The sequence below is a fragment of the Trichocoleus sp. AS-A1 genome (genome assembly GCF_039962015.1).
Taxonomy (GTDB): domain Bacteria; phylum Cyanobacteriota; class Cyanobacteriia; order Cyanobacteriales; family FACHB-T130; genus FACHB-T130.
On record NZ_JAMPKG010000017.1, the window covers coordinates 78,058 to 101,499 of the forward strand.

The 23,442-nt window shown below is 44.4% G+C and carries 25 protein-coding genes; 10 read left to right on the top strand and 15 right to left on the bottom strand.

Annotation, left to right across the window (positions count from 1 at the left end):
* Nucleotides 1–164: 164 nt before the first annotated feature.
* Together NC994_RS14725 and NC994_RS14730 are read left to right on the top strand one after the other, a co-directional pair.
* Nucleotides 165–782, top strand: a complete 618-nt coding sequence (locus NC994_RS14725; RefSeq protein ID WP_190433038.1) for a TetR/AcrR family transcriptional regulator — start codon at nucleotides 165–167, stop codon at nucleotides 780–782.
* 86 nt (nucleotides 783–868) lie between these two features.
* On the top strand, nucleotides 869–997 hold the full coding sequence (locus NC994_RS14730) for a hypothetical protein (protein ID WP_277879692.1): 129 nt from the start codon (nucleotides 869–871) through the stop codon (nucleotides 995–997).
* Nucleotides 998–1,020: 23 nt separating this feature from the next.
* On the opposite strand, the gene NC994_RS14735 is transcribed toward NC994_RS14730, so the two are convergent.
* The 4 genes from NC994_RS14735 to NC994_RS14750 all read right to left on the bottom strand — a co-directional run bounded on the left by NC994_RS14735 (nucleotide 1,021) and on the right by NC994_RS14750 (nucleotide 4,980).
* The gene (locus NC994_RS14735; RefSeq protein WP_190427791.1) at nucleotides 1,021–1,428 is read right to left on the bottom strand and encodes a VOC family protein; all 408 of its coding nucleotides are present in this window, start codon (nucleotides 1,426–1,428) and stop codon (nucleotides 1,021–1,023) included.
* A gap of 121 nt (nucleotides 1,429–1,549) precedes the next feature.
* Nucleotides 1,550–2,047, bottom strand: coding sequence for an SRPBCC domain-containing protein (locus NC994_RS14740; protein ID WP_199299474.1), 498 nt, complete (start codon nucleotides 2,045–2,047; stop codon nucleotides 1,550–1,552).
* On the bottom strand, nucleotides 2,031–2,381 hold the full coding sequence (locus NC994_RS14745) for a metalloregulator ArsR/SmtB family transcription factor (RefSeq protein WP_190433040.1): 351 nt from the start codon (nucleotides 2,379–2,381) through the stop codon (nucleotides 2,031–2,033). The genes NC994_RS14740 and NC994_RS14745 overlap by 17 nt, the downstream gene beginning before the upstream one ends.
* A gap of 115 nt (nucleotides 2,382–2,496) precedes the next feature.
* Complete coding sequence (locus NC994_RS14750; RefSeq protein ID WP_190433042.1) at nucleotides 2,497–4,980, bottom strand: BsuBI/PstI family type II restriction endonuclease; 2,484 nt, start codon at nucleotides 4,978–4,980, stop codon at nucleotides 2,497–2,499.
* A gap of 461 nt (nucleotides 4,981–5,441) precedes the next feature.
* Here NC994_RS14750 and NC994_RS14755 point away from each other — a divergent pair, with 461 nt between their 5' ends.
* On the top strand, nucleotides 5,442–6,584 hold the full coding sequence (locus tag NC994_RS14755) for an MFS transporter (RefSeq protein ID WP_347276550.1): 1,143 nt from the start codon (nucleotides 5,442–5,444) through the stop codon (nucleotides 6,582–6,584).
* A 280-nt stretch (nucleotides 6,585–6,864) separates the two neighbouring features.
* Here NC994_RS14755 and NC994_RS14760 read toward each other — a convergent pair whose 3' ends face one another.
* Both NC994_RS14760 and NC994_RS14765 read right to left on the bottom strand, forming a co-directional pair.
* A complete protein-coding gene (locus NC994_RS14760; RefSeq protein WP_190430561.1) occupies nucleotides 6,865–8,181 on the bottom strand; it encodes a response regulator in 1,317 nt (438 codons plus the stop codon).
* 58 nt (nucleotides 8,182–8,239) lie between these two features.
* The gene (locus NC994_RS14765; protein ID WP_242030382.1) at nucleotides 8,240–10,624 is read right to left on the bottom strand and encodes an MASE1 domain-containing protein; all 2,385 of its coding nucleotides are present in this window, start codon (nucleotides 10,622–10,624) and stop codon (nucleotides 8,240–8,242) included.
* 568 nt (nucleotides 10,625–11,192) lie between these two features.
* Between NC994_RS14765 and leuA the strand changes: the two genes are divergently transcribed.
* Both leuA and nudC read left to right on the top strand, forming a co-directional pair.
* On the top strand, nucleotides 11,193–12,893 hold the full coding sequence (leuA, locus tag NC994_RS14770) for a 2-isopropylmalate synthase (protein ID WP_190433047.1): 1,701 nt from the start codon (nucleotides 11,193–11,195) through the stop codon (nucleotides 12,891–12,893).
* Between the two features lie 339 nt (nucleotides 12,894–13,232).
* A complete protein-coding gene (gene nudC, locus NC994_RS14775) occupies nucleotides 13,233–14,051 on the top strand; it encodes an NAD(+) diphosphatase (protein WP_190433049.1) in 819 nt (272 codons plus the stop codon).
* Between the two features lie 113 nt (nucleotides 14,052–14,164).
* On the opposite strand, the gene NC994_RS14780 is transcribed toward nudC, so the two are convergent.
* Complete coding sequence (locus NC994_RS14780; protein ID WP_190433051.1) at nucleotides 14,165–14,761, bottom strand: Uma2 family endonuclease; 597 nt, start codon at nucleotides 14,759–14,761, stop codon at nucleotides 14,165–14,167.
* 209 nt (nucleotides 14,762–14,970) lie between these two features.
* Between NC994_RS14780 and NC994_RS14785 the strand changes: the two genes are divergently transcribed.
* From NC994_RS14785 to NC994_RS14795, 3 genes are all read left to right on the top strand, one after another.
* The gene (locus NC994_RS14785; RefSeq protein ID WP_190433053.1) at nucleotides 14,971–15,306 is read left to right on the top strand and encodes a DUF5674 family protein; all 336 of its coding nucleotides are present in this window, start codon (nucleotides 14,971–14,973) and stop codon (nucleotides 15,304–15,306) included.
* On the top strand, nucleotides 15,303–15,689 hold the full coding sequence (locus NC994_RS14790) for a hypothetical protein (protein ID WP_190433055.1): 387 nt from the start codon (nucleotides 15,303–15,305) through the stop codon (nucleotides 15,687–15,689). Before NC994_RS14785 ends, NC994_RS14790 begins: the two co-directional genes overlap by 4 nt.
* A gap of 61 nt (nucleotides 15,690–15,750) precedes the next feature.
* Nucleotides 15,751–15,921: a hypothetical protein gene (locus NC994_RS14795; RefSeq protein ID WP_190433056.1), complete on the top strand. Its 171-nt coding sequence runs from the start codon at nucleotides 15,751–15,753 to the stop codon at nucleotides 15,919–15,921.
* Here the strand turns inward: NC994_RS14795 and NC994_RS14800 are convergent.
* The 5 genes from NC994_RS14800 to NC994_RS14820 form a co-directional block, all read right to left on the bottom strand.
* Nucleotides 15,895–17,769 (bottom strand): ATP-binding protein, encoded by a 1,875-nt coding sequence (locus NC994_RS14800; RefSeq protein ID WP_190433058.1) that lies wholly within the window; start codon nucleotides 17,767–17,769, stop codon nucleotides 15,895–15,897. The genes NC994_RS14795 and NC994_RS14800 overlap by 27 nt on opposite strands.
* 201 nt (nucleotides 17,770–17,970) lie before the next feature.
* Complete coding sequence (locus tag NC994_RS14805; RefSeq protein WP_190433059.1) at nucleotides 17,971–18,294, bottom strand: XisI protein; 324 nt, start codon at nucleotides 18,292–18,294, stop codon at nucleotides 17,971–17,973.
* Complete coding sequence (locus NC994_RS14810; protein ID WP_190428882.1) at nucleotides 18,261–18,725, bottom strand: XisH family protein; 465 nt, start codon at nucleotides 18,723–18,725, stop codon at nucleotides 18,261–18,263. The genes NC994_RS14805 and NC994_RS14810 overlap by 34 nt, the downstream gene beginning before the upstream one ends.
* 164 nt (nucleotides 18,726–18,889) lie before the next feature.
* Nucleotides 18,890–19,333 carry a hypothetical protein gene (locus NC994_RS14815; RefSeq protein WP_190433060.1) on the bottom strand — a complete coding sequence of 148 codons (444 nt, stop codon included), beginning with the start codon at nucleotides 19,331–19,333 and terminating at the stop codon, nucleotides 18,890–18,892.
* A gap of 197 nt (nucleotides 19,334–19,530) precedes the next feature.
* Nucleotides 19,531–19,971: a hypothetical protein gene (locus NC994_RS14820; protein WP_190433061.1), complete on the bottom strand. Its 441-nt coding sequence runs from the start codon at nucleotides 19,969–19,971 to the stop codon at nucleotides 19,531–19,533.
* Between the two features lie 37 nt (nucleotides 19,972–20,008).
* Between NC994_RS14820 and NC994_RS14825 the strand changes: the two genes are divergently transcribed.
* Nucleotides 20,009–20,188 (top strand): hypothetical protein, encoded by a 180-nt coding sequence (locus NC994_RS14825; protein ID WP_190433062.1) that lies wholly within the window; start codon nucleotides 20,009–20,011, stop codon nucleotides 20,186–20,188.
* A 20-nt stretch (nucleotides 20,189–20,208) separates the two neighbouring features.
* Nucleotides 20,209–20,847 carry a VTT domain-containing protein gene (locus NC994_RS14830; RefSeq protein ID WP_190433063.1) on the top strand — a complete coding sequence of 213 codons (639 nt, stop codon included), beginning with the start codon at nucleotides 20,209–20,211 and terminating at the stop codon, nucleotides 20,845–20,847.
* A 264-nt stretch (nucleotides 20,848–21,111) separates the two neighbouring features.
* On the opposite strand, the gene NC994_RS14835 is transcribed toward NC994_RS14830, so the two are convergent.
* The 3 genes from NC994_RS14835 to NC994_RS14845 form a co-directional block, all read right to left on the bottom strand.
* The gene (locus NC994_RS14835; RefSeq protein ID WP_190433064.1) at nucleotides 21,112–21,516 is read right to left on the bottom strand and encodes a fasciclin domain-containing protein; all 405 of its coding nucleotides are present in this window, start codon (nucleotides 21,514–21,516) and stop codon (nucleotides 21,112–21,114) included.
* 614 nt (nucleotides 21,517–22,130) lie between these two features.
* Nucleotides 22,131–22,544 carry a hypothetical protein gene (locus NC994_RS14840; protein ID WP_199299475.1) on the bottom strand — a complete coding sequence of 138 codons (414 nt, stop codon included), beginning with the start codon at nucleotides 22,542–22,544 and terminating at the stop codon, nucleotides 22,131–22,133.
* The gene (locus NC994_RS14845; RefSeq protein WP_190433066.1) at nucleotides 22,534–23,427 is read right to left on the bottom strand and encodes a pirin family protein; all 894 of its coding nucleotides are present in this window, start codon (nucleotides 23,425–23,427) and stop codon (nucleotides 22,534–22,536) included. The genes NC994_RS14840 and NC994_RS14845 overlap by 11 nt, the downstream gene beginning before the upstream one ends.
* Nucleotides 23,428–23,442: the final 15 nt, after the last annotated feature.

Genomic DNA, 23,442 nt, shown 5'->3' on the forward strand with positions numbered 1-23,442 from the left:
GTCAGATTCCCCAGTTCTAGGAAGGGACTAAACTAAACGGTTTAGTTTTCATACAACTAAACTAAACGGTTTAGTACAATAACGTCAAGGGAGTCCTGAAAATTCTCTAGAACTCCTCAAAGCGAATACCCCTAGAATGACTGTGACAATCAGATCAGGAATGAATGAGACGGACGAAGATGACGGAACCGAAGCAGGATGGGTTAGCAGAGAAAGCCGAACAGATATTGACAGGCGCAATGCAAGAGTTTCTGGTGCATGGGTATGCCGCGACTAGCATGGATCGGGTGGCGAAGACAGCTGGCGTATCCAAACCAACGGTTTACACTTACTTTCAAGATAAAGAAGGACTGTTTACTGCCCTCGTCCAAAGGTTTGCTCAAAGAAAGTTTTCCATCATCCAACGTTTTCTGCCGTCGGAAGGAGATGCTTTCGTGGTGCTGCGGCAGCTATTAACGAAGGCACTGAATGAGATCATTTGCGATGGTGAAGAAATTGCCCTGTTGCGGCTAATTATTGGCGAGTCTGGACGCTTTCCCGAACTGGCGCAAATCTTTGTTCGCACGTTGGTAAAACCGGGCGTTGAAACATTAAGCCAGTATCTGGCATCAAGTCCAAACTTAAAGATTGCCGATCCCGAAGCAACCGCACGTATTTTTTTAGGTGCATTAGTTCATTTCATGATGGTACAGAAAATGCTTCACGGTCAGGATATTCTGCCGATGGAGAGCGATCGCCTGATCGATAGCTTAATGAATCTTCTCAAGGACTCCGAGGCTTGAGCGGAGTGCAGATTAGCAACGGTTTGCACATCCTTGTCACCACACCCCGAACAGTTGATGACAGTTCGGGGACTACCGATTGAGTTGTGGGCAAATATCTAGATATGCGATCGCCACAAATTTACCAACTGGAAAACCGCTTCCAGGCGTTGCAATCCGCATTAGCGATCGCTCAACCCGAAATTCCTGTCACCACCACAACGATCGACCCTTGAATAGCATTCCTCTGATTCCATTTTCAACCTTGATTTATTGCACTAGGTTCCATGTAGACAAGTTCCCAAATGTGGCTATCTAAATCTTGAAACCCATGTCCGTACATAAAACCGTGGTCTTGTGGTTCATTGTAAGTTGATCCACCAGCGGCGACTGCCTTGCGAACCATTTCATCGACTTGTTCTCGGCTGTCAGAAGATAAGCAAACCAGCACTTCTGTGCTTTTGGTTGCATCACAAATTTCTTTCGGAGTAAACGTCTTAAATTTGTCGTGAGTTAATAGCATCACGAAGATGTCATCGCTGACAATCATGCAAGTCGCCGTTTCATCAGTAAATTGAGCGTTAAAACTGAAGCCAAGTTTCGTAAAAAACTCGACAGACTGATTCAGGTCTTTTACGGGCAGATTCACGAAAATTTTAGTAGCCATGTTTTCTCCTTTTGAGAGTTCATTGCATATATGGAAGTATCGGCAAGACGATACTAATGTTCCCCTTGAGTCGTTTCACAAAAGACCACCAGTTGACCGTCTCATGGGTGGTAAAAGAGACTTAAGCCGTCGCCAAGAACTCATCAAGGCAGTCAAAGCTGGAGTTCCACCCGCCAATAACCCCCATCTCTTCATGCTTCCGGCGGTCTTCGGCAGACTCATGCACAATGCAGAGTGTGAGCTTGGTCTTGCCGTCCAAATCCTCGAAAAGCACCGTCATCACCATTCCCTTTGGCAGATCGGCGTTCACGACCGTTTCAAAGCCTTCATCAAATTCATCAGTGGTAACAATCCGTTCAAGAGGCACAACTTCGCGGAAGACACCTTTGCCTGGGTACTCTGTGCCGTCTGGGCCAATCATGACGTAGCGCGATTTACCGCCTGGACACAGATCCAGCTCAGTCACCTTGGTCGTGAAACCTTTCGGTCCCCACCACTGCGCTACGTGTTCCGGGTCAGTCCACGCTTTGAATACGAGTTCACGGGGTGCGTTGAAGACGCGGGTGATGACGATCTCGCGATCGCTTTGAGCATCGGTGGAATCATTTTTGTTGGTCATCTTGTTTCTCCTGGGTTTGTAACTCGTGCAGGTAATCATCCAGCCGATCAAGTCTCTCTTCCCAAAATTGGCGATATTGCTCGATCCAATCCATTGCGTCCTTGAGTGGCTCCGCTTTGATCTGGCAGGGTCGCCATTGAGCCTCCCGACCCCGCGCGATCAGTCCGGCACGCTCCAGCACCTTGAGATGCTTGGAAATGGCAGGAAGGCTCATCTCAAAAGGTTCTGCTAACTCAGTAACCGATGCCTCACCCTTGGCAAGGTGAGCCAGGATTGCACGCCGGGTGGGATCGGCAAGGGCGGCAAAGGTGACGCTCAGTTGATCGGAAGACACTTTTATTTAACTATGCTGTTAATTAACTACAAGGTTAAATAACCTATCCAAGAATGTCAAGTGCTGATTTAAGCGATCGCTTGTTGTGTCGTGTTAGGTGTACTGTGCCAGATATTTAAGAACAATTCTCTGGATCTTCATAGGGTCCAAGAAATCTCTCCCCGTTGAAATGAATCATGTGATCTGGTTGATCTGCTACCCAAACTTCTGTTTCCCAAGAAATCTCAGCAAGATACCGAGTCATTTCCTTACGGCTTGGGAAAGCCGTAACAAAAACCAATCCTTTACGACTCGACTGAAAGAGCCGCTTTAATTCATTGTGACGTTTCAAGTTGACTGGACCATGACTAATCACAGCCTCTATCAATACAAGCCAATCTTGCCGCTCATAGTGAACTACAATGTCTGGCATTTTACCGTGAGGATCTAATTCAATCCCTATTTCTCGGAATTTCTGAGTTTCATTGATGATGAACTTATTTCCGGCATCGCCAACATACAGAACTAAACCTCCAGGTGTAAATCTAGGACAGAAGCTTTCCAAAATATCTTTTATCAATATATTTTGTCCACCTGATGATAGCTGAATGGCTTGACCATTAGGCAAACTTACGGGAATTGTCGGGATATTTCGCTTCTTAGACTGCAATAGATTTGTGACTGAAACAGCATAATTTCGACGGGCTTCTTCCCATTGCTCAGAGCCATAGGCTTTAAGAAGTGACAATGCTTGTTGATGAAGTTGATAACACCATTTGGGGCTGTTAATTGGTCGATCAGGTCGATCTGGATTCTCAACAACTATCCCCATCTGCACAAACTGGTGCATTGTCTGCCGTCGAACTGTTTCGCGTGTATTAGGTGCGTATTGTTTCCCGTAGTAATCACGAAACCAATCCATCATTTCTGTAATTCCGCGTCTTGGTGTTGTCGCTTGATTCCAAGAGGTTTCAGGTCGAATGTCTGCTAATGCAAGTAAGCAAAGTGCTGATCGTTCGTTCTGTTGCTCTCTAGGAGCAGAAATATCTTTGAGAATTGCAAGTGCTTCCTCAATTCGTTTGCCAGCCTGAACTGCATTTATGGCTTCACTCATAATTGACAGAGTTTTGTGCACAACGGTATCAAGTTGCTTTTGCTCAAGGTGAGAATCACTAATTTGTCTTCCTAGTTGTATTAGATCATCTTGACAAGGGTATTTAATCTTACGCAAATCCGTTGCATTGACTTGTGTGTGTCCACTAAACTGTCGGAAGTAACTGTCAAATAAAGTTGAATTGAGAAATGCAGCTAATCCTCGTGCAAGGTCGGGATTCATTCCCTTACCTCTAGCATGGTAATAATTAAGATGATTCTCTATGCCTAGTGCTGGCGCATCTACGGGAGGGCACACAGCAGCAACAATACGACGCTTTTCTTCCTTAGCAGAAAAACGCTTTGTTAAAACGTACCAACCCGATTGAACTAACCATTTTTCTGTTTCTTGGTTTTGTTCAATTGCGATCGACTTGCGAGGATTGTAGGGTGGAAATAAAACTCTCCCTGCTTTCATAGCTTCTGGGTAAAGTAGTGGAACGCTTTGCTCATCTAAATAATTTTTCAAAGCTGATTTGAGACGAAAATCAACAACTGGGCCTGTTGAAACTTCTAACCCAATTTCATCCAAAGTAGATGAAAATTTATCCATCTGCACTTTTAAAGCATCTTCAAGAGGGTTTGTAACGAGATGAATAAAGCTTTCTGAATCATTTGTTTTAACAACTTGGTTATAAGGAATAACTCTTGATTCTAAAAAATCAATTGCATTGGTTCCAGAGCTACTACTTATTTCTATATAATTAGACTTTTCGCCGGACTTTAAAGCATGAAATATAATATTTTCTTGCAATACGCCATCTTCGCAAAAGGCGGTCGAGCGGCTCTCAAAAACATGAACTTTTTTAAGTTCAATTTTTTCAAGGAAAGCTTTACGGAAAGGACGATAATAAGCTCCATTACAGAAACTTCTAGGCGTAATTGCAACTATCTCTCCGTCCTTAGCAAGCTGTAATACAGTAAGCCAAACAAACGCACTATATAGATTTACAGTTTCAATCCCAAATTTTGAAAGAATTTTATTTTCGATTGATTGCCTGTTAACTTTCTTATAAGGCGGATTCAGAATCGCGTGAGTAAAACGAATAGAGGAATTACTAAAAAGCGGCAAATTTATTTCAGTAAAGGACTTGATGAAGCTTTCTTCATGTAAACAGTAATTCGCTTGAATACCTCTGCTCTCTAAAGCTACACAACACTGTATGAGGCATTCTCTCAAAGATGATATAAAAGTTGATTCAACTTCATATGCTGTTATGAAGCAGCTCTCAACCTTGTTAGGATTTGCTAATAGTCGCTCTACAAAGGCAGCCGTTAATGCCCCAACTCCGGCTCCGGGATCTAGAAGGTTGACGTGACCGGATAAACTGCTAAATTGTCTCGCCATAAAACGAGCAACCGGAGCAGGAGTCATAAACTGTCCCAATTCACTACGCTGCTTCAAATTCAGCTTTGAAGAGAAATGAATCCTGGCGATGTCAGCCGAGTCTGTAAGGAACGTCGTCATGCTCTCAATTTAGTGTTCGATATGAAGACATACCATATATTTGTCTTGTAGTACACTTAACTCGTGATTCGACAGCTCCTGTCTAATTCTCCAAATTGGGATGTTGTATAGATTCTGTCCATATAGCATTCCAACCGCCTCGACAGTATATGTGTGTTGTTACAAATTTTGAGTCTTATTCAACTCGTAAAAAAGACAATCTCTTCTGGTATGCCTACAATAGGCTACAGACATATTTGCAAGTCCTTTTCTTTGCCCTTCGCTTCTATGATTTTTCCTCCCTGGTAAGCTTCTAGAACCCAATCCAACGCACGATTCGCCTTACAACTAAGGCGGAGAGTCTGTTCGTGGATTCCCCCTCCGATCGCCAATGCCGTGAAGATGTTGCGCTGGTGTTCAAATTTTGAGGATGGGAGAATTTTACGATGTCATTGGATAGGAAAAACAAAACGACCAGGACCGTGATTCTATTAACGATTATCTTCCTGGTCATTGAGCTATTAGACGAGCTGGTGGATGGAGTGCGGGGTGCTGCTTATCCGTTGATTCGCAATGACTTGCATCTTTCCTATGTGCAAGTGGGGCTGTTGCTGACGATACCTAATACGATCAGCAGTTTGATAGAGCCAATTTTGGGAATTTGGGCAGATATCGGTCAGCGACGGCAATTGATTTTGGGGGGAGGCGTTGGGTTTGCGATCGCATTACTCCTCATCTCCCTTAGCTATAACTTTTCCTGGCTGTTAGCAGCCTTTGTGCTGTTTTATCCAGCATCCGGTGCCTTTGTCAGTCTTTCCCAGGCAACGCTGATGGACATGGAACCGACTCGCCACGAGCAAAATATGGCACGCTGGGCATTGGCGGGTTCTGTTGGCAATGTCCTTGGGCCTTTGGCTTTAGCGGGTGCGATCGCATTCCATCAAAGTTGGCGGAGTGTGTTTTTACTATTGGCGGTATTGACGGGATTACTTGTCGGAATGTTGTGGCAGTATCCAATCGCAACTCCAACGGCATCCTCTGATATTGATCAACCCACGCACAGCTTCAAAGATGGCATCCGTTATGCTATCCAAAGCTTAAAACGAGGTAACGTGTTGCGTTGGTTAACGTTGTTGCAATTTTCCGATTTAATGCTGGATGTTTTGAGTGGCTTTTTAGCACTGTATTTCGTTGATGTCGTGGGTGTAAACAACACACAAGCGAGTTTCGCTCTCACAGCCTGGTTGGGGTTTGGCTTATTGGGAGATTTTCTCCTGATTCCCTTACTCGAACGAGTGCAAGGACTTGCTTATTTGAAGGTTAGCGCTATCCTTGTTTTGTGTCTTTATCCAGCTTTTTTGCTTGTACCCAATATCAATCTCAAGCTGGTCATTCTTTGCTTTCTGGGCCTCCTTAATTCCGGATGGTACTCTATTCTCCAGGGGCAATTGTACACAGCGATGCCGGGGCAGAGCGGAACCGTCATGACGCTCAACAACCTGGCAGGTTTTGTGGGGGGGTTAGCTCCGTTTGCACTGGGTTTGGTTGCTCAACAGTATGGTTTGCAGCCGACGATGTGGATATTACTTGCAGCACCCATTGCCTTACTAATTGCGCTTTTTTAAATCCTTTACCACTGGCAGGCGTTGCATCCATTTCGCACTCTTGCCACTGGTAAAGAATAGGATTGTACCAACGGGCGTGTATTTGCAATTTAGGGGATGTTCCCGTTACCCACAGCTCAACTGGTTAACACGATCGTTGATCGGGCGATCGCTATCCAAGAACTACAAGCTGCTCTCAAAATTATTGCCACCTTACAGCAGCAGTTTCACTAATAATTTTACAGTCAAAACTAGAGCTGATTGAGGGATTGATTCATCTAATCTAGTTTTAAAGACTAGATTACACAATCGGAAGCGTTACCACAAACTCTGTGCCTCGTCCCCATTCAGAATTGACTTCGAGCGTTCCTCCGTGCTTTTCAACAATAATTTGATGAGCAATCGTTAATCCTAAACCTGTTCCTTTTCCAACAGGTTTAGTCGTGAATAGATGGTCAAAAATGCGTTGCTTGATATCTTTCGTCATCCCCATGCCATTATCTGCAATTCGGACTGCAACCTGATGTTCATCTTTCATTTCGGTTTGAATAATAATATGGTTGGGATTTTCTTTAATCGCTTCATAGGTGTGACCCAAGTTCGCTTCTTCCACTGCGTCGATTGCATTTGCCAAAATATTCATAAATACCTGATTGAGTTGTCCTAAATAACACTCAACTTTAGGAATTTCACCATAATTTTTAATGATTTGAATTGCTGGACGATAATTCTGAGCTTTCAAACGATGTTGCAAAATCATCAAGGTACTCTCAAGTCCCTCATGGATGTCAACTGATACCTTGTAATCTACATCAGCACGGGAGAATGTTCTAAGGGATGTACTAATGTTGCGAATTCTATCGATTCCTGTATGCATAGATAAGAACATTTTTGGTAAATCTTCTAGAAGATATTCAAGATCAATCTCTTCCGCTTTTTGTTCAATTTCTATGCCAGGATTTGGAAACTTGGCTTGATAAAGACGTATATAATCAACCGCATCTTTAACAGCAAGACTCGCTTGCTCTAAATTGCCAGAAATACAACCAACTGGATTATTAATCTCATGAGCAATACCAGAAACTAACTGACCAATTGTAGACAGCTTTTCATTCTGAATTAACTGCAATTGCGTTTTTTTTAGTTCTTGTAACGTGCAGGTTAGTTCGGCTGTGCGTTTTTGAACAATTTCCTCAAGTTCTTGCTTTTGTTGTTCAAGTTCTAAGCTCAAACGGCGAATTTTTAAATGGGTTTGAATCCGAGCAAGTGCTTCTTCATGACGGAAGGGTTTTGTAATATAATCTACTGCTCCTAAATGTAATCCCTTCACTTTGTCTGTGGTATCTGTCAGCGCCGTCATAAAAATTACTGGAATGTTTTTTGTAGACGGATCGAGCTGCAATTTACGGCAGGTTTCAAACCCATCAATTCCTGGCATCTGGACATCTAGCAAAATCAAGTCTGGCGGATAGTTCTTAGCTTGCTCAATTCCACTAAAACCATCCATTTCTACCAAAACTTCATAGCCAGATGAACCCAAGGCGTTATATAATAATTCTAGATTAGTTGGATTATCATCAACCACTAAAACGATTTCGCGATCGGAATTAAATAACATTTTATAACTGCTCCTTTTTTGACTATTGGTTTATTCATGAAGATAAAATACGGGGCAATTAACCTACAGTTTCTAGAAGAAATTTGCGAATTTTGTGAATATTAAATTCTTTCACTAACAAACTTAATTTGTTGGCAAACGGCTGATAACTTTCATCTAGTTGGGCAAGTCTTTCCAGTTCTTGTTGGATGCCTTTGATTTGTCCTCGCTTGGCATATTCCAGTAGGCTCGACAGTTCAGATAGGGGTGGCACAGCGAGTTCGGTTGGGGTTGCGTTTGCGAAGGGCGTTGCGATCGCACGTTCAACAGATTTTGCATCGGCATAGATCCAGTCCAGGTGCAGATGTTTTGCCAAGAGGCGATATAGTTCCTCGACTTGCACGGGTTTAGCCAGAAAATCGTTGCCGCCTGCTGCAAGGCTTTTACGGCGATCGGCATCATACACGCTTGCCGATGACACAAGGACTGGCAAATCTTTTAACGTTTCTGACTGGCGCAGCAGCGCGAGCAAATCCCAACCATTCAGGGTAGGCATGATTAGGTCAGTAATGATTAAATCTGGTTGAACTTGATGCGCCTTCTCCAACCCCTCCCGTCCGTTGCTGGCTTCAATGACGGTGAATCCCAACGGTTGCAGCAAGTTAACCATGACCGAGCGATTTTCCCATCGATCGTCCACAATCAAAATGCTTTTGCGATCGCCCGAATAACCAGAAATTCGCCCCCTGGAAATGTTGCTTACTATTGAGTTCGTCGAGAAAGCACACTCGATCTCAAACTCAAAGGTACTACCGACCTTCGGTAAGCTCTTAACGTAGATGTCCCCTCCCATGAGTTCGACAATTTTTTTGGCGATCGCAAGTCCCAATCCCGTCCCCTCCGCTTGTCGCTTGGTATCGCCAACCTGCTCAAAGGGGAGGAAAATTTGCTCTAGTTGTTCGGGTAACATCCCAATACCCGTGTCTTCAACCGCAAAGCGAAGCTTCGCGAACGCTGGTTGCTGCGGATTTTCAGTCACCTCCACTCGGAATGTCACGCTACCGGCGTCGGTGAATTTAATCGCATTGCCCAAGAGGTTCAGCAACACTTGCCGCAAGCGTTTCTCGTCAGTTGCGATCGCTATGGGCAAATTATCGGGTGGCTGATAAATGAACTGAATGCCTTTTTGCTCGGCGCGAATGCGGCAAATTTCCTCGACTCCTTGCAGGAAGCCAGGTAGATGTAAATCGCTCAAATGCAGTTCCATCTTACGCGCTTCGATTTTAGAGAGATCGAGTACGTCTTCGATCAGCGTGAGTAAATGAGAGCCGCAGTTATAGATAATTTCGATGCCGTGTTGTTGCTGTTCGGTAAGATTGGGGGCGGCAGAAAGAACTTGAGCATACCCCAGGACACCATTGAGAGGGGTGCGTAGTTCGTGGCTCATGTTGGCAAGAAATTCACTTTTAGCTTGGTTGGCAACTTCGGCAGAATTTTTCGCCTCATTGAGTTCAGTCGTCCGTTCTTCAACTCGTTGCTCTAATTCATCATTCGCTTGCCGAAGTTTTCTTTCTGCCTTGCGGTTTTCATTCGTCACCGCAGAGATGACAAATGTGGTGATAGCAATGACACAAATAAACGATTGCAGCAGGATCAGCGATTCGTTGGGAGTGGCTTGTTTGGCGAACGAGCCGAAGCCGCGAACGGTTCCAAAAACTGCGATCGCTGACACAATTAGCACGAGTAGCGTTGATACCCGCGCTTCAAACCGAAATGCCGCCCAAATCAGGGGGGGGATTACCATGTATTCGATTGGGTATCCTCCCGAAAAGGCAATATGATCGAGCGCGATTACCCAGACCAATACAAATACAAATTCGAGAATTTGTTGCTTGTCAAATTTTCTGAAACGTTCAGATTTTTGCAACCATGCTAGTAATAGAGGTGTGACAACCAAAATTCCCGTGGTGTCTGATGCCAACCAGGTTCGACACACTTCTGCAAATGCTGTCCAGGGCGCAATCCCACTGGTGCAAAGCGTGACGGCAGCCAAGAGGGAACTAATCAGGGGGGTGGGGATAGTCAGGATGATAAATTTAAAAACATCTTGCGATCGCTCTAAAAAATTGTGGCGTTTGATATAACGATTAATTAAAAAAGTCCCGCTGAATGGAGTAATCAGGTTGACAGCGGGAATAATCAGACTGATTAAAAGATTGTTTGGGAAAAAAAGAATATGACTAACAATGAAATCACTCACAAATAAAATAGGCCAGACGCGATAGCCTAGTAGCAGCATCGCTGCCAAAAAGACACCGAGTGAAGGCCAAAATACGGAGGCACCATTTACAAAGGTCGTGGATAATCCTACGTATCCTAAATAGAGGTGAACAATCGGAATTACCAGCGCTGCTATCAAAAAAGTGCGATCGAGTTTAATTGGGAATTTCTGCGTTATCGCCATCGGCTGCATTTCCTGTCTCCGCGCACAGAGCATAAAAGCAGCAAACTTCTAGGAAGGCTGCTACCCTTATAGTTCCCAAATTGAATTTGAAGTTAACAGCGGGTGAGATTGAGTTGGTGCCCGTGCGATCGCAAGTTGATTGGCGTTATGTTACCAAAGTATGTCCATCTGAATATTGACCCCTGTAAGGTCTAGGGCTAATATATCCATAGTTTATTGTCTCAATCTCATGCTTCCACGGCAGCAATCTCTACACCACTCCACTAGCCAACTACTAGGGCTAGGGCTGCTGCTGCGCCTTGGGCGCAAATAATTTTTTACCACTTAAACCAAGTTTTTCCATTCCAAGCCTAAACCTCCTTGCCTACGCGGGCAAGTGCGGCATTGCCATTGATTCACCAATTTTTTTGGAGATTTTTATGCGAGTTCATACAGCACTTGAGATGTTACTGCGACTGTTGATGGGTTGTCAGGATTGGTCTGCGTCGCAACCTGGCAACTCCTTGTTTAACTCGATTGCGATCGCCACAGCATCTCACAAACACCAAAAATATAGGAAATATCGATCGTGTTGAAGCATCCCGGAACCAAATATCGTTCATTTGCGCCAATTAACTTACCAGACCGCACTTGGCCCTCGAAAACCATTACCCATCCTCCCATCTGGCTGAGTACCGATTTGCGCGATGGCAATCAGGCACTAATCGAGCCGATGCACGTTGAACGCAAGTTACGTCTGTTTAAGCTTTTAGTCGAGATCGGGTTTCAAGAAATCGAAGTTGCATTCCCCTCCGCTTCACAAACTGACTTTGATTTCGTCCGCCGCCTGATCGAGCAGCAATTAATACCCGATAACGTCACAATTCAGGTTTTAACCCCTGCCCGCGAACATCTAATTCGTCGTACCTTTGAAGCATTGCAAGGTGCAAAACGAGCGATCGTGCATCTTTACAACGCCACCTCTCCAGTCTTCCGCCGCACTGTCTTTAATCTCGATCGCGCGGGCACTATCGAGATGGCAACATCAGCAGCGCAACTGATGAACGAACTTGCCGCAGCGCAACCGGAGACTGATTGGTATTTCCAATATTCGCCGGAAACCTTTACCGCAACGGAACTGGATTTTGCTAAAGATATTTGCGATGCCGTTCTGGATGTTTGGCAACCCACACCGCAGCACAAAGCCATTATCAATTTGCCTGCAACTGTTGAAGTGGCAACGCCTAATGTATTCGCAGATCAAGTCGAGTGGATGCATCGTAACTTGGCGCGACGGGATAGCGTAATTTTGTGCGTCCATCCCCATAACGATCGCGGGTGCGGCGTTGCAGCAGCAGAACTGGCGCAGATGGCAGGTGCGGATCGAGTTGAAGGCTGTCTGTTTGGCAATGGCGAACGCACTGGAAATGTGGATCTGGTGACGCTGGCGCTGAACCTCTACACCCAAGGCATCCATCCCGGTTTGGATTTTTCTGATATAAACATGGTGGCGAGAACGGTGGAAGATTGCACGCAATTGCCAATTCATCCCCGCCATCCGTATGTTGGGGATTTGGTATTTACTGCCTTTTCTGGTTCTCACCAAGATGCGATCAAGAAAGGCTTGGCGGTACAGGAATCGGATGGAATCTGGGAAGTTCCGTATCTGCCACTCGATCCAACCGAAGTGGGACGCAGCTACGAATCTGTGATTCGGGTGAATAGCCAATCGGGTAAGGGTGGCATTACTTTCTTGCTAGAACGGGATTACAGCCTGGTATTGCCCCGCAGGTTGCAAATCGAGTTTAGCCAAGTGGTGCAAAAGGCAATGGATGCTTCCGGGCAGGAAATGTCTGCAACGGATCTGTGGAAGCTATTCGAGCAAGAGTATTTGCACGCAGTATCCCCGTTTAAGTACCTCTCTCACCACTTGTCGGAAACAGACGGCGATGAACAAGCGATCGCAGTATCGCTAGAGATGAACGGGAAACGCATCGCTCTAACCGGAAAAGGCAACGGCCCTATTGATGCATTCCTAAAGGCGCTAAATCTTGGCATTCGCATCGATCGTTATGACGAACACTCACTCAGTCAGGGAAGCAATGCGTCTGCGATCGCTTATGTTGAGGTGGCTGGCGATCGCTTCCCAGGTTCTTTCTATGGCGTTGGCATCCACTCCAATATCGTCACGGCATCGTTACTCGCTGTTCTGGGTGCGGTTAACCGTGCTTGGCAGCAAGTCGATCCAGAAACTCAAACCCAGATATTACAAGGCTGTGAGTCGGTTTGAACCTGATTCTTGAGTAAGAGCGATCGCCGATCCACTTCAATATATGTCAGAAGGTGTATAGCAAAATTATGTCTTTAGCAACATGATGTAAGTGTGAGGAGTGAAAGTTATAGCGAAAAGCCCTTGGAGTCGAAACACGGAAAGACGCCCTTGGGCTTTTTAGCGTTTTTTGGCTAAAACTTGCCCCGCACGGCTACGAATTACACATCGTATTATCGAAAACTGGGTATAAAGTCCCGCCCCGATCGGGCGGCTTTTTGTATGATGCTGTATGCGATCGCAATGATACGATGAAGGCGACTGCCTCCGGCAGGCTACGCGATCGCACTCTACTCGGATATGTATCGAACTTTCATCCCTGGCATTGCTCCACCTCCAGTACAATCTGAACCTGCGTGGTGGTTCGCCTTTGTCGGGAATCAGCTGTTGGTTCGACGGGAAGGGACACTCAGCACAATTCCCACCCTCATCAGTTTGGCAGAGATTGGCTTGGTGCCCGTGCGATCGCAATTTCTTGGCACCCTGGACGATAGACCTTGTTACTCGGCGGAACTAGGGAAAGATGCCGTGATAGCCGATGGCATGACTTTGCAAGGACTGCGCGAATTGTACGGCACCTTAGACGAAGACTTGTATGCGCTCAGCAGTCGTGCGATTCAGATTATGGAATGGGATCGCACCCATCAGTATTGCGGACAGTGTGCGGCTCCGACAACCCAATTACCCAACGAACGTGCCAAGCGTTGTCTTAAGTGTGGGTTAGTCAATTATCCTCGCCTCTCGCCTGCGGTGATTGTACTCATCTCGCGTGGTGAGGAGATATTATTAGCTCGCGCTTCTCGGTTTCCCGCAGGAATGTACGGTTTGATTGCTGGATTTGTCGAACCGGGAGAATCACTCGAAGAAACAATCGTGCGCGAAGTCCGGGAGGAAGTTGGGATAGCAGTCAAGGATATTTGCTATTTTGGTTCGCAACCTTGGCCTTTTCCGAACTCGCTGATGATTGGATTCACCGCCATCTATGCCAGTGGCGACATTATCATCGACCCGCAAGAATTGGAGGATGCTGCTTGGTTTAGTCGAGACAACCTACCGTTGATTCCTCCTAAACTGAGCATCGCTCGAAAACTTCTCGACTGGTTTGTTTCTACGGATTAAGCGATTCGAGTCTGTAATAAAAGAAGCGATCGCACTGTTTATTCTCTGCATTCGTTGATGCGATCGCGATTGGCAAAAATCAAGACGTTGAAATAATTTTAGCAATAATAGCTTCAGGTGCTTACTTCTACTGACTCAAACTCAACCTTGTCATATATATCGGCAAGCGATATTTGAAAAGAAAGGGAATTTAGAGATACTAATTCATTGGCATCGTCATACTCAGTAAATGTCCAGCGTTTTTGCTCAGTTTTGAAGTATTGCTCAATGTGCATAGTGTATTGGTCAATTAAGATATATTCTTGAAAACTGGGAATGGTACGATAGGCGGTAAATTTTGCGTCTTTGTCATAGCTTCTAGTAGATGCTGACAACACTTCAGCAATCATCAAGGGGTTAGTAATGGTGTCTCGCCGTCCTTCTTGTAATTGCAATTCACCCTGAACTACCATGACATCAGGATAAGTATAGATGCGTTTTCTAGGAATCCAGAGACGCTGATCGGTGACGAATACTCGATAAGGTTGACGCTTGAGTGCAAAATTGAGCGCACCACTTAGGTTAAGCGCAATTTGATTGTGATTAGGGGTTCCGCCAGTCATCAGGGCAATTTCACCATTGATATATTCATGCCGTTCTTCTGAGTTAACCTCAAACTCAAGATATTCTTCATCTGTGTAAACTTTTTTATCTTCAGCTTGTATAATCATTGTTTCTAGTTTCGCAAATTACACTATTGGGATAGACCTTTTGGCTAAGTCGGTAAATAAATTATGACAAACTGAATGTTTGGTTATTATCCCAGTTTCAATCTTGAGCGATCGCTCTCGCTGTTAATTCTCCGCATCCAGAGTGTGCGATCGCTTCCACGCCACCACCCCTGATAAACTATGGAGCGATTTACTCAGATGGACTTTGAATGATTCTCATCATCCGCGATCGCGCTACAAAGGCGCAAATTGATGAAATGCGGTCGGCTCATGGTTTCTACATTAAACTGGCAGTAGATATCGAGCGTGGCATTCTTGCAGGTGGTGGGGAGCTTCATGCGGATTGCGAAGCGGTGTTGCTAGAAGATGGGAGTAGGCAGGAAAATATATGGGGAGCGAGTTGGAACCCATTGACGCAGGAAGTGTTCTATGAATCGCTGATTAATATCCGCCCTCGTCAAAATAATCGCTCGATGGAGATTCTTGACCCAGCAATTCGAGAGCAAGTTGCCCAAATTACTCAGAAGTTATTAGGAGGTGTATGAAAGATTGGACGGCAAAGCGAGAGCGTTATTTGCGTGAATCTGTACCCACTCGCTTAGGGGAACTCGCTGGAAACTTAGCTCGAATTCAGTCATTTTCTAATAATGACTTGAACTGCGATGCAGTTGCCCATTTGATAGAGGAAAGCAAGTTTTTCATCGAGTGGACAGCCATCGATGCTGAAATAGACATTGCAGGAGAGTTAGTTGAATTACAAGTGCAATTAGCTCGTTGGCAACTAAACTGGTCAAACATTTGGGCAGATGATGCACAACGAATGAAGGTTGCCCAACAAGCTAAAGTTTGGTCAGACCGTATATTAGAAATGTCAGGATTGCTGTCTGAGCCAGTGACATCAGCAAGTCAAAGCCGAAATTTTATGTGATGAGTTATTAAACTACCTTACAAAATCTGCGATCGCACTGTTAATCCTCCACATCCAGAGTGTGCGATCGCGCGAGTTTGATAGCCTGCCTCACATTCCCTTCATCCTTCGCAACAACGACCAAGCCATAGAAGTTGTTGGGCTGGTGGATAGTGGTACAACTGTAGATGTTTTTTTCTACAACATTGGCAACACTACACTACCGTTAGAGTATTCCACCTTTATAATTTAATGTAATTTCTAGAACCTTTTTGAGTTCAATGATTGGTAATGCTTGTTGTCGTCCTGCTCCAATCAACTGGTGTGTAGAACCATAGAAAACGTTAGTAGTCACACCTTTCTCAGCAAGAACATCGCCTTTTTCTTTTTGCAACTTTTCTTTGTTTTCAAAATCAACATCCCAACATACTAAAACATCAATGTGGCTTATGTCTTTTTTATTAGTATTTATATCGTTGTATATATTCTTCAAATCTTTTTTAAACTCTATCAAAATTTCTTTCCTAAGCCTACCTCCATTAGCATTAAAAATATTTCTATAAATCCCCAGCTTATTATTTTCAGAGTACTCTACTTCTTCTGTCTGCTCTAGATCGTAGTCATACAATCCATCATATACTTGATAACCTGAAAGTACCTTGAGATAGTAACCTTTTATTATTTGTTTCGCAACTAATTCTACAAAAAGACTGATAACCTCTTGTTCTTCTAAAGGAGGAAAATATTTTTGTGTCAAATATGAATCAAACCACTTTTTATCTTCCAGCTTATCACTAAGCTCCTTTTTAGGATCGTAAAGCGGATTACCAATTCTGCTATCACCACCCCCAACAATATATCGACGATATTTAATGAAGTTCTTTTCTTTTAATATTTCTAAAACTTTATCCGTTATTTGCTTCATTCGATAAGCACTAATTCCTTTTCTTCCTGCATCTAATTCTTTTCTTATTGATGTATCTTTTACATCAACGATTACAGTATAGGGAAGATAGTTACTATGCTCAAATGGATCTAAACAAACACCTATAGGCATACCGCCAATTGCTAGCCATAGCCCGTGTTCTAAGTTAAAGTCTGATGAAATGTCATCTTTATTCCTAAAGCGCTCATTAAATTCATTAATATGCGACTTACTTGTTGCAGAAATAAAAACGCGAACATTTAATGGATTTCTTTCACCAATTCTTACATTATCTATTTTTTCTTCTAACACTATAGCTTTTCTAGCTAAATCTTGTGCTACTGTAGGCAGAGCTGCTGTTGCCTTTACAAGTAGTTCATACTGAGTAGGTCGATCATAAAATTGACTGTCGCTGTTAAGTACAGTGTTTACTATCTCTTTAACCGCTAAGTAACCAGTCTTAATATTGACTTCTCTATTAGAAATTATTAGCTTAAATTTAAAACAATCGCTATTATTAAAAACTGGCTCTAACATTCCAACGATAGATCGAGTTCTTAGTACAGATCTAATCGTATCGTCCGATTGCGCTATACGGAATGTAGCAGCAAGAGCTTCTTCTACAACCTCATTGGGAAATTGTTTTGGGAAACTCACTGTAATTTTTGTACTATTAGGTTCGCTGGTTTGTTGTGCTGTATAACCAGCTTCTTCTTCTTCTGAGTTGGGTATATCAGAACCAGAGTAAACAAATTTATATAAGTTTCTATAAGTTCTTGATGCTTTTATTTCATTTTTAATGCTTTCTATTTTTAAATAGTCACTTTGAAAAGCTACAAAGGTAAATCCGTAACCCATAAAGCCAAATTTACCAGTATTTCGCTCTCTTTTCAGAGATTTGCCCGTAACAAGAATCTTTGATATTTCAGATTCTTCTATCCCAACACCGTTATCTATAATTGTAATTTTTCTTTCGTTTGGCTCAATTTCTAGTTGTATTTTACCTTGACTAATATCATCTTCCCCAAAATACTCAATGATTGCATCTGCACTATTTTGCAAAAGCTCTGTATAAATATCCCACACATGTCTGTAACTAGATATAATCCTTTCAATATTAGAACGTATCTGTCCTACTTCTTGTTTAGATAGTTCTTCTTTTAAGACATTATTCATTTTAATATTTTTAGAAAAAATAAATGAAATGAGTTTTCAAAATGTATGAAAACCTAAAAGCTTGGGCATCCTGCTTACCCTTTTAACTTATTCTACCCCCTAAATCTGGTCTTTAACCTTCTGATACAACTCCCGCAGGCAGTCGAGATTTTCCTCGTTAACTGAGTTAATAAACCTTTCTATCATCGTCAGAGTTTGAGTTTAAGCCGTTGCGGCAGTTTGCTCTTCAGGGAGAAATGCTAGAACAATTCGCTCTCTTGGAATGCCTGCGGCGATTAGGTCTTTAGTGATTCCCTGTTCCATCCCGTCATACTCCACCCAAACCTTACCTTCACGCAGAGTCACATAAATCAAATTTCCCCTCACTCGTCGTCCTCTATCCCAACCCACTTGCATCAGTGCATAGCGGTTTTGCGTGTCGTCAAATACCGTATCGAGTCGAATATCGCCGTGAGAAGGTTTGAACTGGGCGTATCGTTGAATTACTTGCTTTACAATGTCCCGTTCTTGAGTGGTGGTATCCATTGCTTCACCTCTTGCGCCGCTACATCTACAATAAGCAATTTTATCGGTAACTCACGCCTCACCAACTCACCAATCGGTTCGCTGAAAATCTCGTCAAAAGTTGTGTCTGCAATAGCGAGATACAATTCACGATCTGGATCGACCTGTTCAAGTAGAAGTCGATAAAGAACATATTGACCAATCGCTTGCTCCAAATCAGCAATTGCCGAATTGCCTCGAAACTCCTTGATTTCAACTGCAATTCGACTACTACCGCGTCTCGCACCGATAAAGCGTCCTGCAATACCGCTGACGGCATCTAATCTTGCTGCTAAGTCGATAAACAGAAATCGCTCGCCATAGGATATGACATAGGGATCGTCCGTGATTTCCCAACCCTCTTTGATAAGAGCTTGCCTAATGATGTTATGGATCGCATCTCGTTGAGGCATGACTTAATCGGTCATAAGCCGCATGACTAGCCTATGGTACGCTACGCGAACTGACTTGTCAGCGCAACGCGATCGCATTCTTTCTAAATTTTGACTGCACGTAGAAGCGCGATCGCATCCTCAAACAAATGCAAGCGATCGCTCTTCGTGGAAGATTTCCTGTCTTATCTTACGCTCACCTGACGCTTGAATACCGTCTCACTTAACCAACCACTATTCGGGTATTCGTGGATTACTTCAACCTGGTACTTGCCAGGGGTAAGCTTGTTAAGATTAGCTTCATAGCGGAAATTGCCGACCATGAGGATACATCCACCAGTCTCACGTGGACGGATGGTAACGCGCACTGTTACTTTCTTGCCTTTGCGTTCCGCCGCACCGCTGAGCTTCTGGCAAGGAGTTGAGGCAGATAAGTCTGTACGAACCGTAATATTTCCCGCACCACCTTTTGCACTCACCAAAGGACGTTCTAACACTTGTCCAGGCGTACCCGGCTGAACGATGAAACGAAACCAGTCAGCTTGAGAAGGCGTGTTCGTTGAGGATACATTCAAGGGATTGGACGCCAAAAAAGAAGCGAATACACTGGCGAGTAGCAGAGTCTTCATGGTCGGTTGCTATTAATAAAAGGAAAAAAGATTGGAGCGTGCGATGCTTTAACCTTTATGACACTCAGCATGACTTCTCAGTTCCCTTCAACAGCGATCGCATTCATCACCCGCACTTGCGATCGCAACTTCAAATAAACTTGCGCGAACTGACTTGTCAGCGCAACGCGATCGCTCTTGGTGGAAGATTTCCTGTCTTATCTTACGCTCACCTTACGCTTGAATACTGTTCCACTTGGCCAACCATTATTCACATAATCGTGGATTACTTCAACCTGGTACTTGCCAGGGGTAAGCTTGTTAAGAGTCGCTTCATAGCGAAAATTGCCGATTGTAGCGATACATCCACCCTCAGGTTGACGGATGGTAACGCGCACTGTTACTTTCTTGCCTTTGCGTTCCGCCGCACCGCTGAGCTTCTGGCAAGGATCTGATGCAGATAGGTCTGCACGAATTACAATACTTCCCGCGCCACCTTTTGCACTCACCAAAGGACGTTCTAACGCTTGCCCTGAGGTACGTGGTTGAGCAATGAAACGAAACCAGTCTGCTTGAGAAGGCGTGTTCGTTGAGGACACATTCAAGGCATTGGACGCCAAAAGAGAAGCGAATACACTGGCGAGTAGCAGAGTCTTCATGGTCGGTTTCTATTAATAAAAGAAAAAAGATTGGAGCGTGCCATGCTTTAACCTGTATGACACTCAGCATGACTTCTCAGTTCCCTTCAACAGCGATCGCATTCATCACCCGCACTTGCGATCGCAACCTACAAATAAACTTGCGCGAACTGACTTGTCAGCGCAACGCGATCGCTCCATCACGGTGCCATCAATTTCATGCAACCATACCAAATAGGTTTCGAGTAGTTGAGCCGCATGAAATACAACTGGATCAAAATTCTGCGCTGGTTTGCGATTGGAGTTCTCATTACTTTAGCAATCTGGCTGCTCAACAAATATGGGATTGAGCAAGTTCGAGAACAGGTGGATCGGTTTGGCATCTGGGCACCCGCGATCGTGTTTGGGCTGCGCTTTACCAGTATCATTGTGCCAGTGCTTCCAGGTACTGCTTACGCGATTTTAGCAGGAGGTCTGTTTGGGTTCGCTCAAGGATTGCTAGTCGTTGCGTTGGCAGATTTAGCCTCGTGTACGTTCAATTTCTATATTGCTCGTCGTTACGGACGGGGTTTAGTAGAGCGATTTGTCGGTCAGCAATTTATGGAAAAAGTCGATCGCCTCGCTCAACAACATTTAGAAGGCAACTTTTTCCTGATGACGGGTCTTTTGATGACCGGACTGTTTGATTTTGTCGCTTATGCTGCCGGAATGACCACAATGCGTTGGCAAAGCTATTTCTTAGCTCTCGTCGTCAGCATTCTGATTGCCAAACCGCTTTGGGTCGCTGCTGGCGCTGGAATCTTTGAAGGCAGTCAGTTACTCTTAGGCTTTGCGATCCTCGGAGCATTTGGCATCGGCATCGTCACCGCTATTGTCCAACGCCAGTCGAAGCAATAATCGGCTAGGTGCTGCATGGCGGCGAGCTGATAAAAGCGATCGCAACTTCACACAAACAGAGCAAACTGACAACTCAGCGCTAAGCTAACGTCTCGCTTCGCTGTTTTCATGCCCAAAGGGCTGTACGCGATCGCATATTAACCGTAATAATTTGAGAACCGTACTCGCAACTTTCCCATAGAGAAAACACATTTAAATAGTTGTGGGGCAGCGATTATAAATAATCGCTGCCCCACACAGAGTATTCACTATTTCTTGCGTTACTTACGCAGGAAGCAATACTGTGTCAATGACGTGGATGACACCATTATCAGCAGTAACATCCGCTGTTGCAACTGTTGCATCATTCACTTTGACGCCACCATTGGAAGCATCAATTTTCACATCTGAACCCTGAACTGTAGTAGCTGACTTCAGCTTAACTACGTCAGCTGCCATCACTTTGCCGGAAACGACATGATAGGTCAGGATTTGCTTAAGCTTCGGAATATCTTGAAGCAAAGAATCTACTGTACCTGCGGGAAGTTTAGCGAAAGCTTCATCAGTAGGCGCAAACACAGTGAAGGGACCAGCGCCTTGTAGTGTATCAACCAAACCAGCAGCTTTGACGGCAGCAACTAGGGTGTTAAATGAACCAGCCTGAACGGCGGTATCAACGATATTAGCCAAGTTTTTTACCTAGTTTTTTGTCTCTTGTTAACAACTATAAAGTTTATTTTAATAAATTGTCTGTACCTTTAGGCATATCCCCAATTTGTTGAGTCGAGAGCCACACAAATACTAGATATCGTTTATACTAACAAAGTCATAGATTTGATTTAGGTTAAGTTGAGTTTATGCAAAAGTTATAGGATAAACTTCAACTTTATTTAAGAAGATTACTGAGCGTTTTTATAACAATAATTACTGAGAGAGCCTACATTACTGCAAATGCAGTTGAGGCACCAGTCCCTCATATTTTTAATATAAATTCATGTAGTTTTATTCTACTCTTGCTAGACTAACTTGCTCGGCTGCATTTAGCAAATGTAAAACGCTGGAAACCTGAAGCAGCGATTCAGCGAAAGCAGATTTTCGGTTCTGTATTTTCTGTTCTGTAAGAGTAAGTGTGATTGGGAAAAGCCCAGCACCTGTCTGAAGAGATGCCGAAAGTTGCTAAGCGCGATCGCATACTTCTCTCAAATGAAGCCTAGATCGTTGCTTGCACTAAAGGACTCTCCAAGATTTCCCTACACATAGAAAAGCACCGCAAGTTACTTGCGGTGCTTTTCCTTCACTTGTCCTTATTTATCAGATGCAAGAAGCTCTGATACCGCTGCGTGTGCTAACACAACGCCCGGTTCGCGTTGGAAAGCATTGTAGTATTTCCGGGCAAATTCATTGCCTAGCTCTGACGGCGTCAGCAGCGTGCGGGCATTGGTAATCAGATTTTGGATATCATCCAGCGATACAGGTTCATCGCTAGAGAGCATTTCATCAATTTGCACAACCAGCTCAGAAAGGCGATGCAGCCACGCAAATTGTTCGTGCTCAATCACGAGTTTCAGGAGTTCTGTGTTGGATACCCGTCCGCGCACCTGTTCGTAAGTGATGCGTTCTGTGTCAAGCAACATCCGGTGGAGGTGCAGCAATTTGTTCCGCAGATCGCGCAGATATTGATGTTGATGTATTCGTTGTAGCAGTGTGTTAGAAGTCAATGGAACCCATCCTCCCGTTACGATAATCTTCAATTGCTTGAACAATTTCTGCTTGGGTATTCATTACGAATGGCCCGTAGCGGACAACTGGCTCGTTTAGCGGTACACCTGCAATGAGCAACACGTCCAATGGCGATCGCGCATCCGATGGATTTGAAATTGCTACTTCCTCACCATCTTGTGCAAACAACACCATCTGCCCATCTCCTGCGCGTTCCTTGTCTGCACCAAACAAACCTTCTCCATCTAGCACGTATGTAAAGGCATTGTATTCTTTTGGCACAGGCTGAACCACTGTTCCGCCCGGTTGGAGCGTGAAGTGCAGGTACATTATCGGAGTTTGCGTTGCGATCGCTGACTTGACTCCCAGCGCTTCTCCAGCGATCGCTTTTACCCTTACCAAGCCATCATCAGTCTGAGCAGTGGGAATTTGCTCCGCCGAGATTTCCTGATAACGAGGTTTCATCATCTTGTCCCGCCGAGGCAGATTGACCCAAAGTTGCAGTCCGTGAAGCCGTCCACCAGTCCGAGCAAATTCCCGCTCTGGCATTTCTGAATGGACAACACCGGCTCCTGCGGTCATCCACTGCACATCACCAGAACCCAACTGTCCTGCATGACCCTGTGAATCTTTGTGTTCCAAGCGCCCTTCAAGAACATAGGAAACCGTCTCAAAGCCCCGATGGGGATGATCTGGCGCTCCTTTTGCTTGACCCGGCGCAATATCAACCGGCCCTAATTCATCAAGGAGGAGGAAGGGGTCGAAGTGGGAAAAGGTGCTTTTGGGGAATGGGCGGCGCACAAGCATCCCTTCACCTTCCAGCGTTTCGACACTGTTAATAATGCCTGCAACCGTTCGCATCGTTCGTATTTGAGTCGTCATCAACTGTCTCCTTGA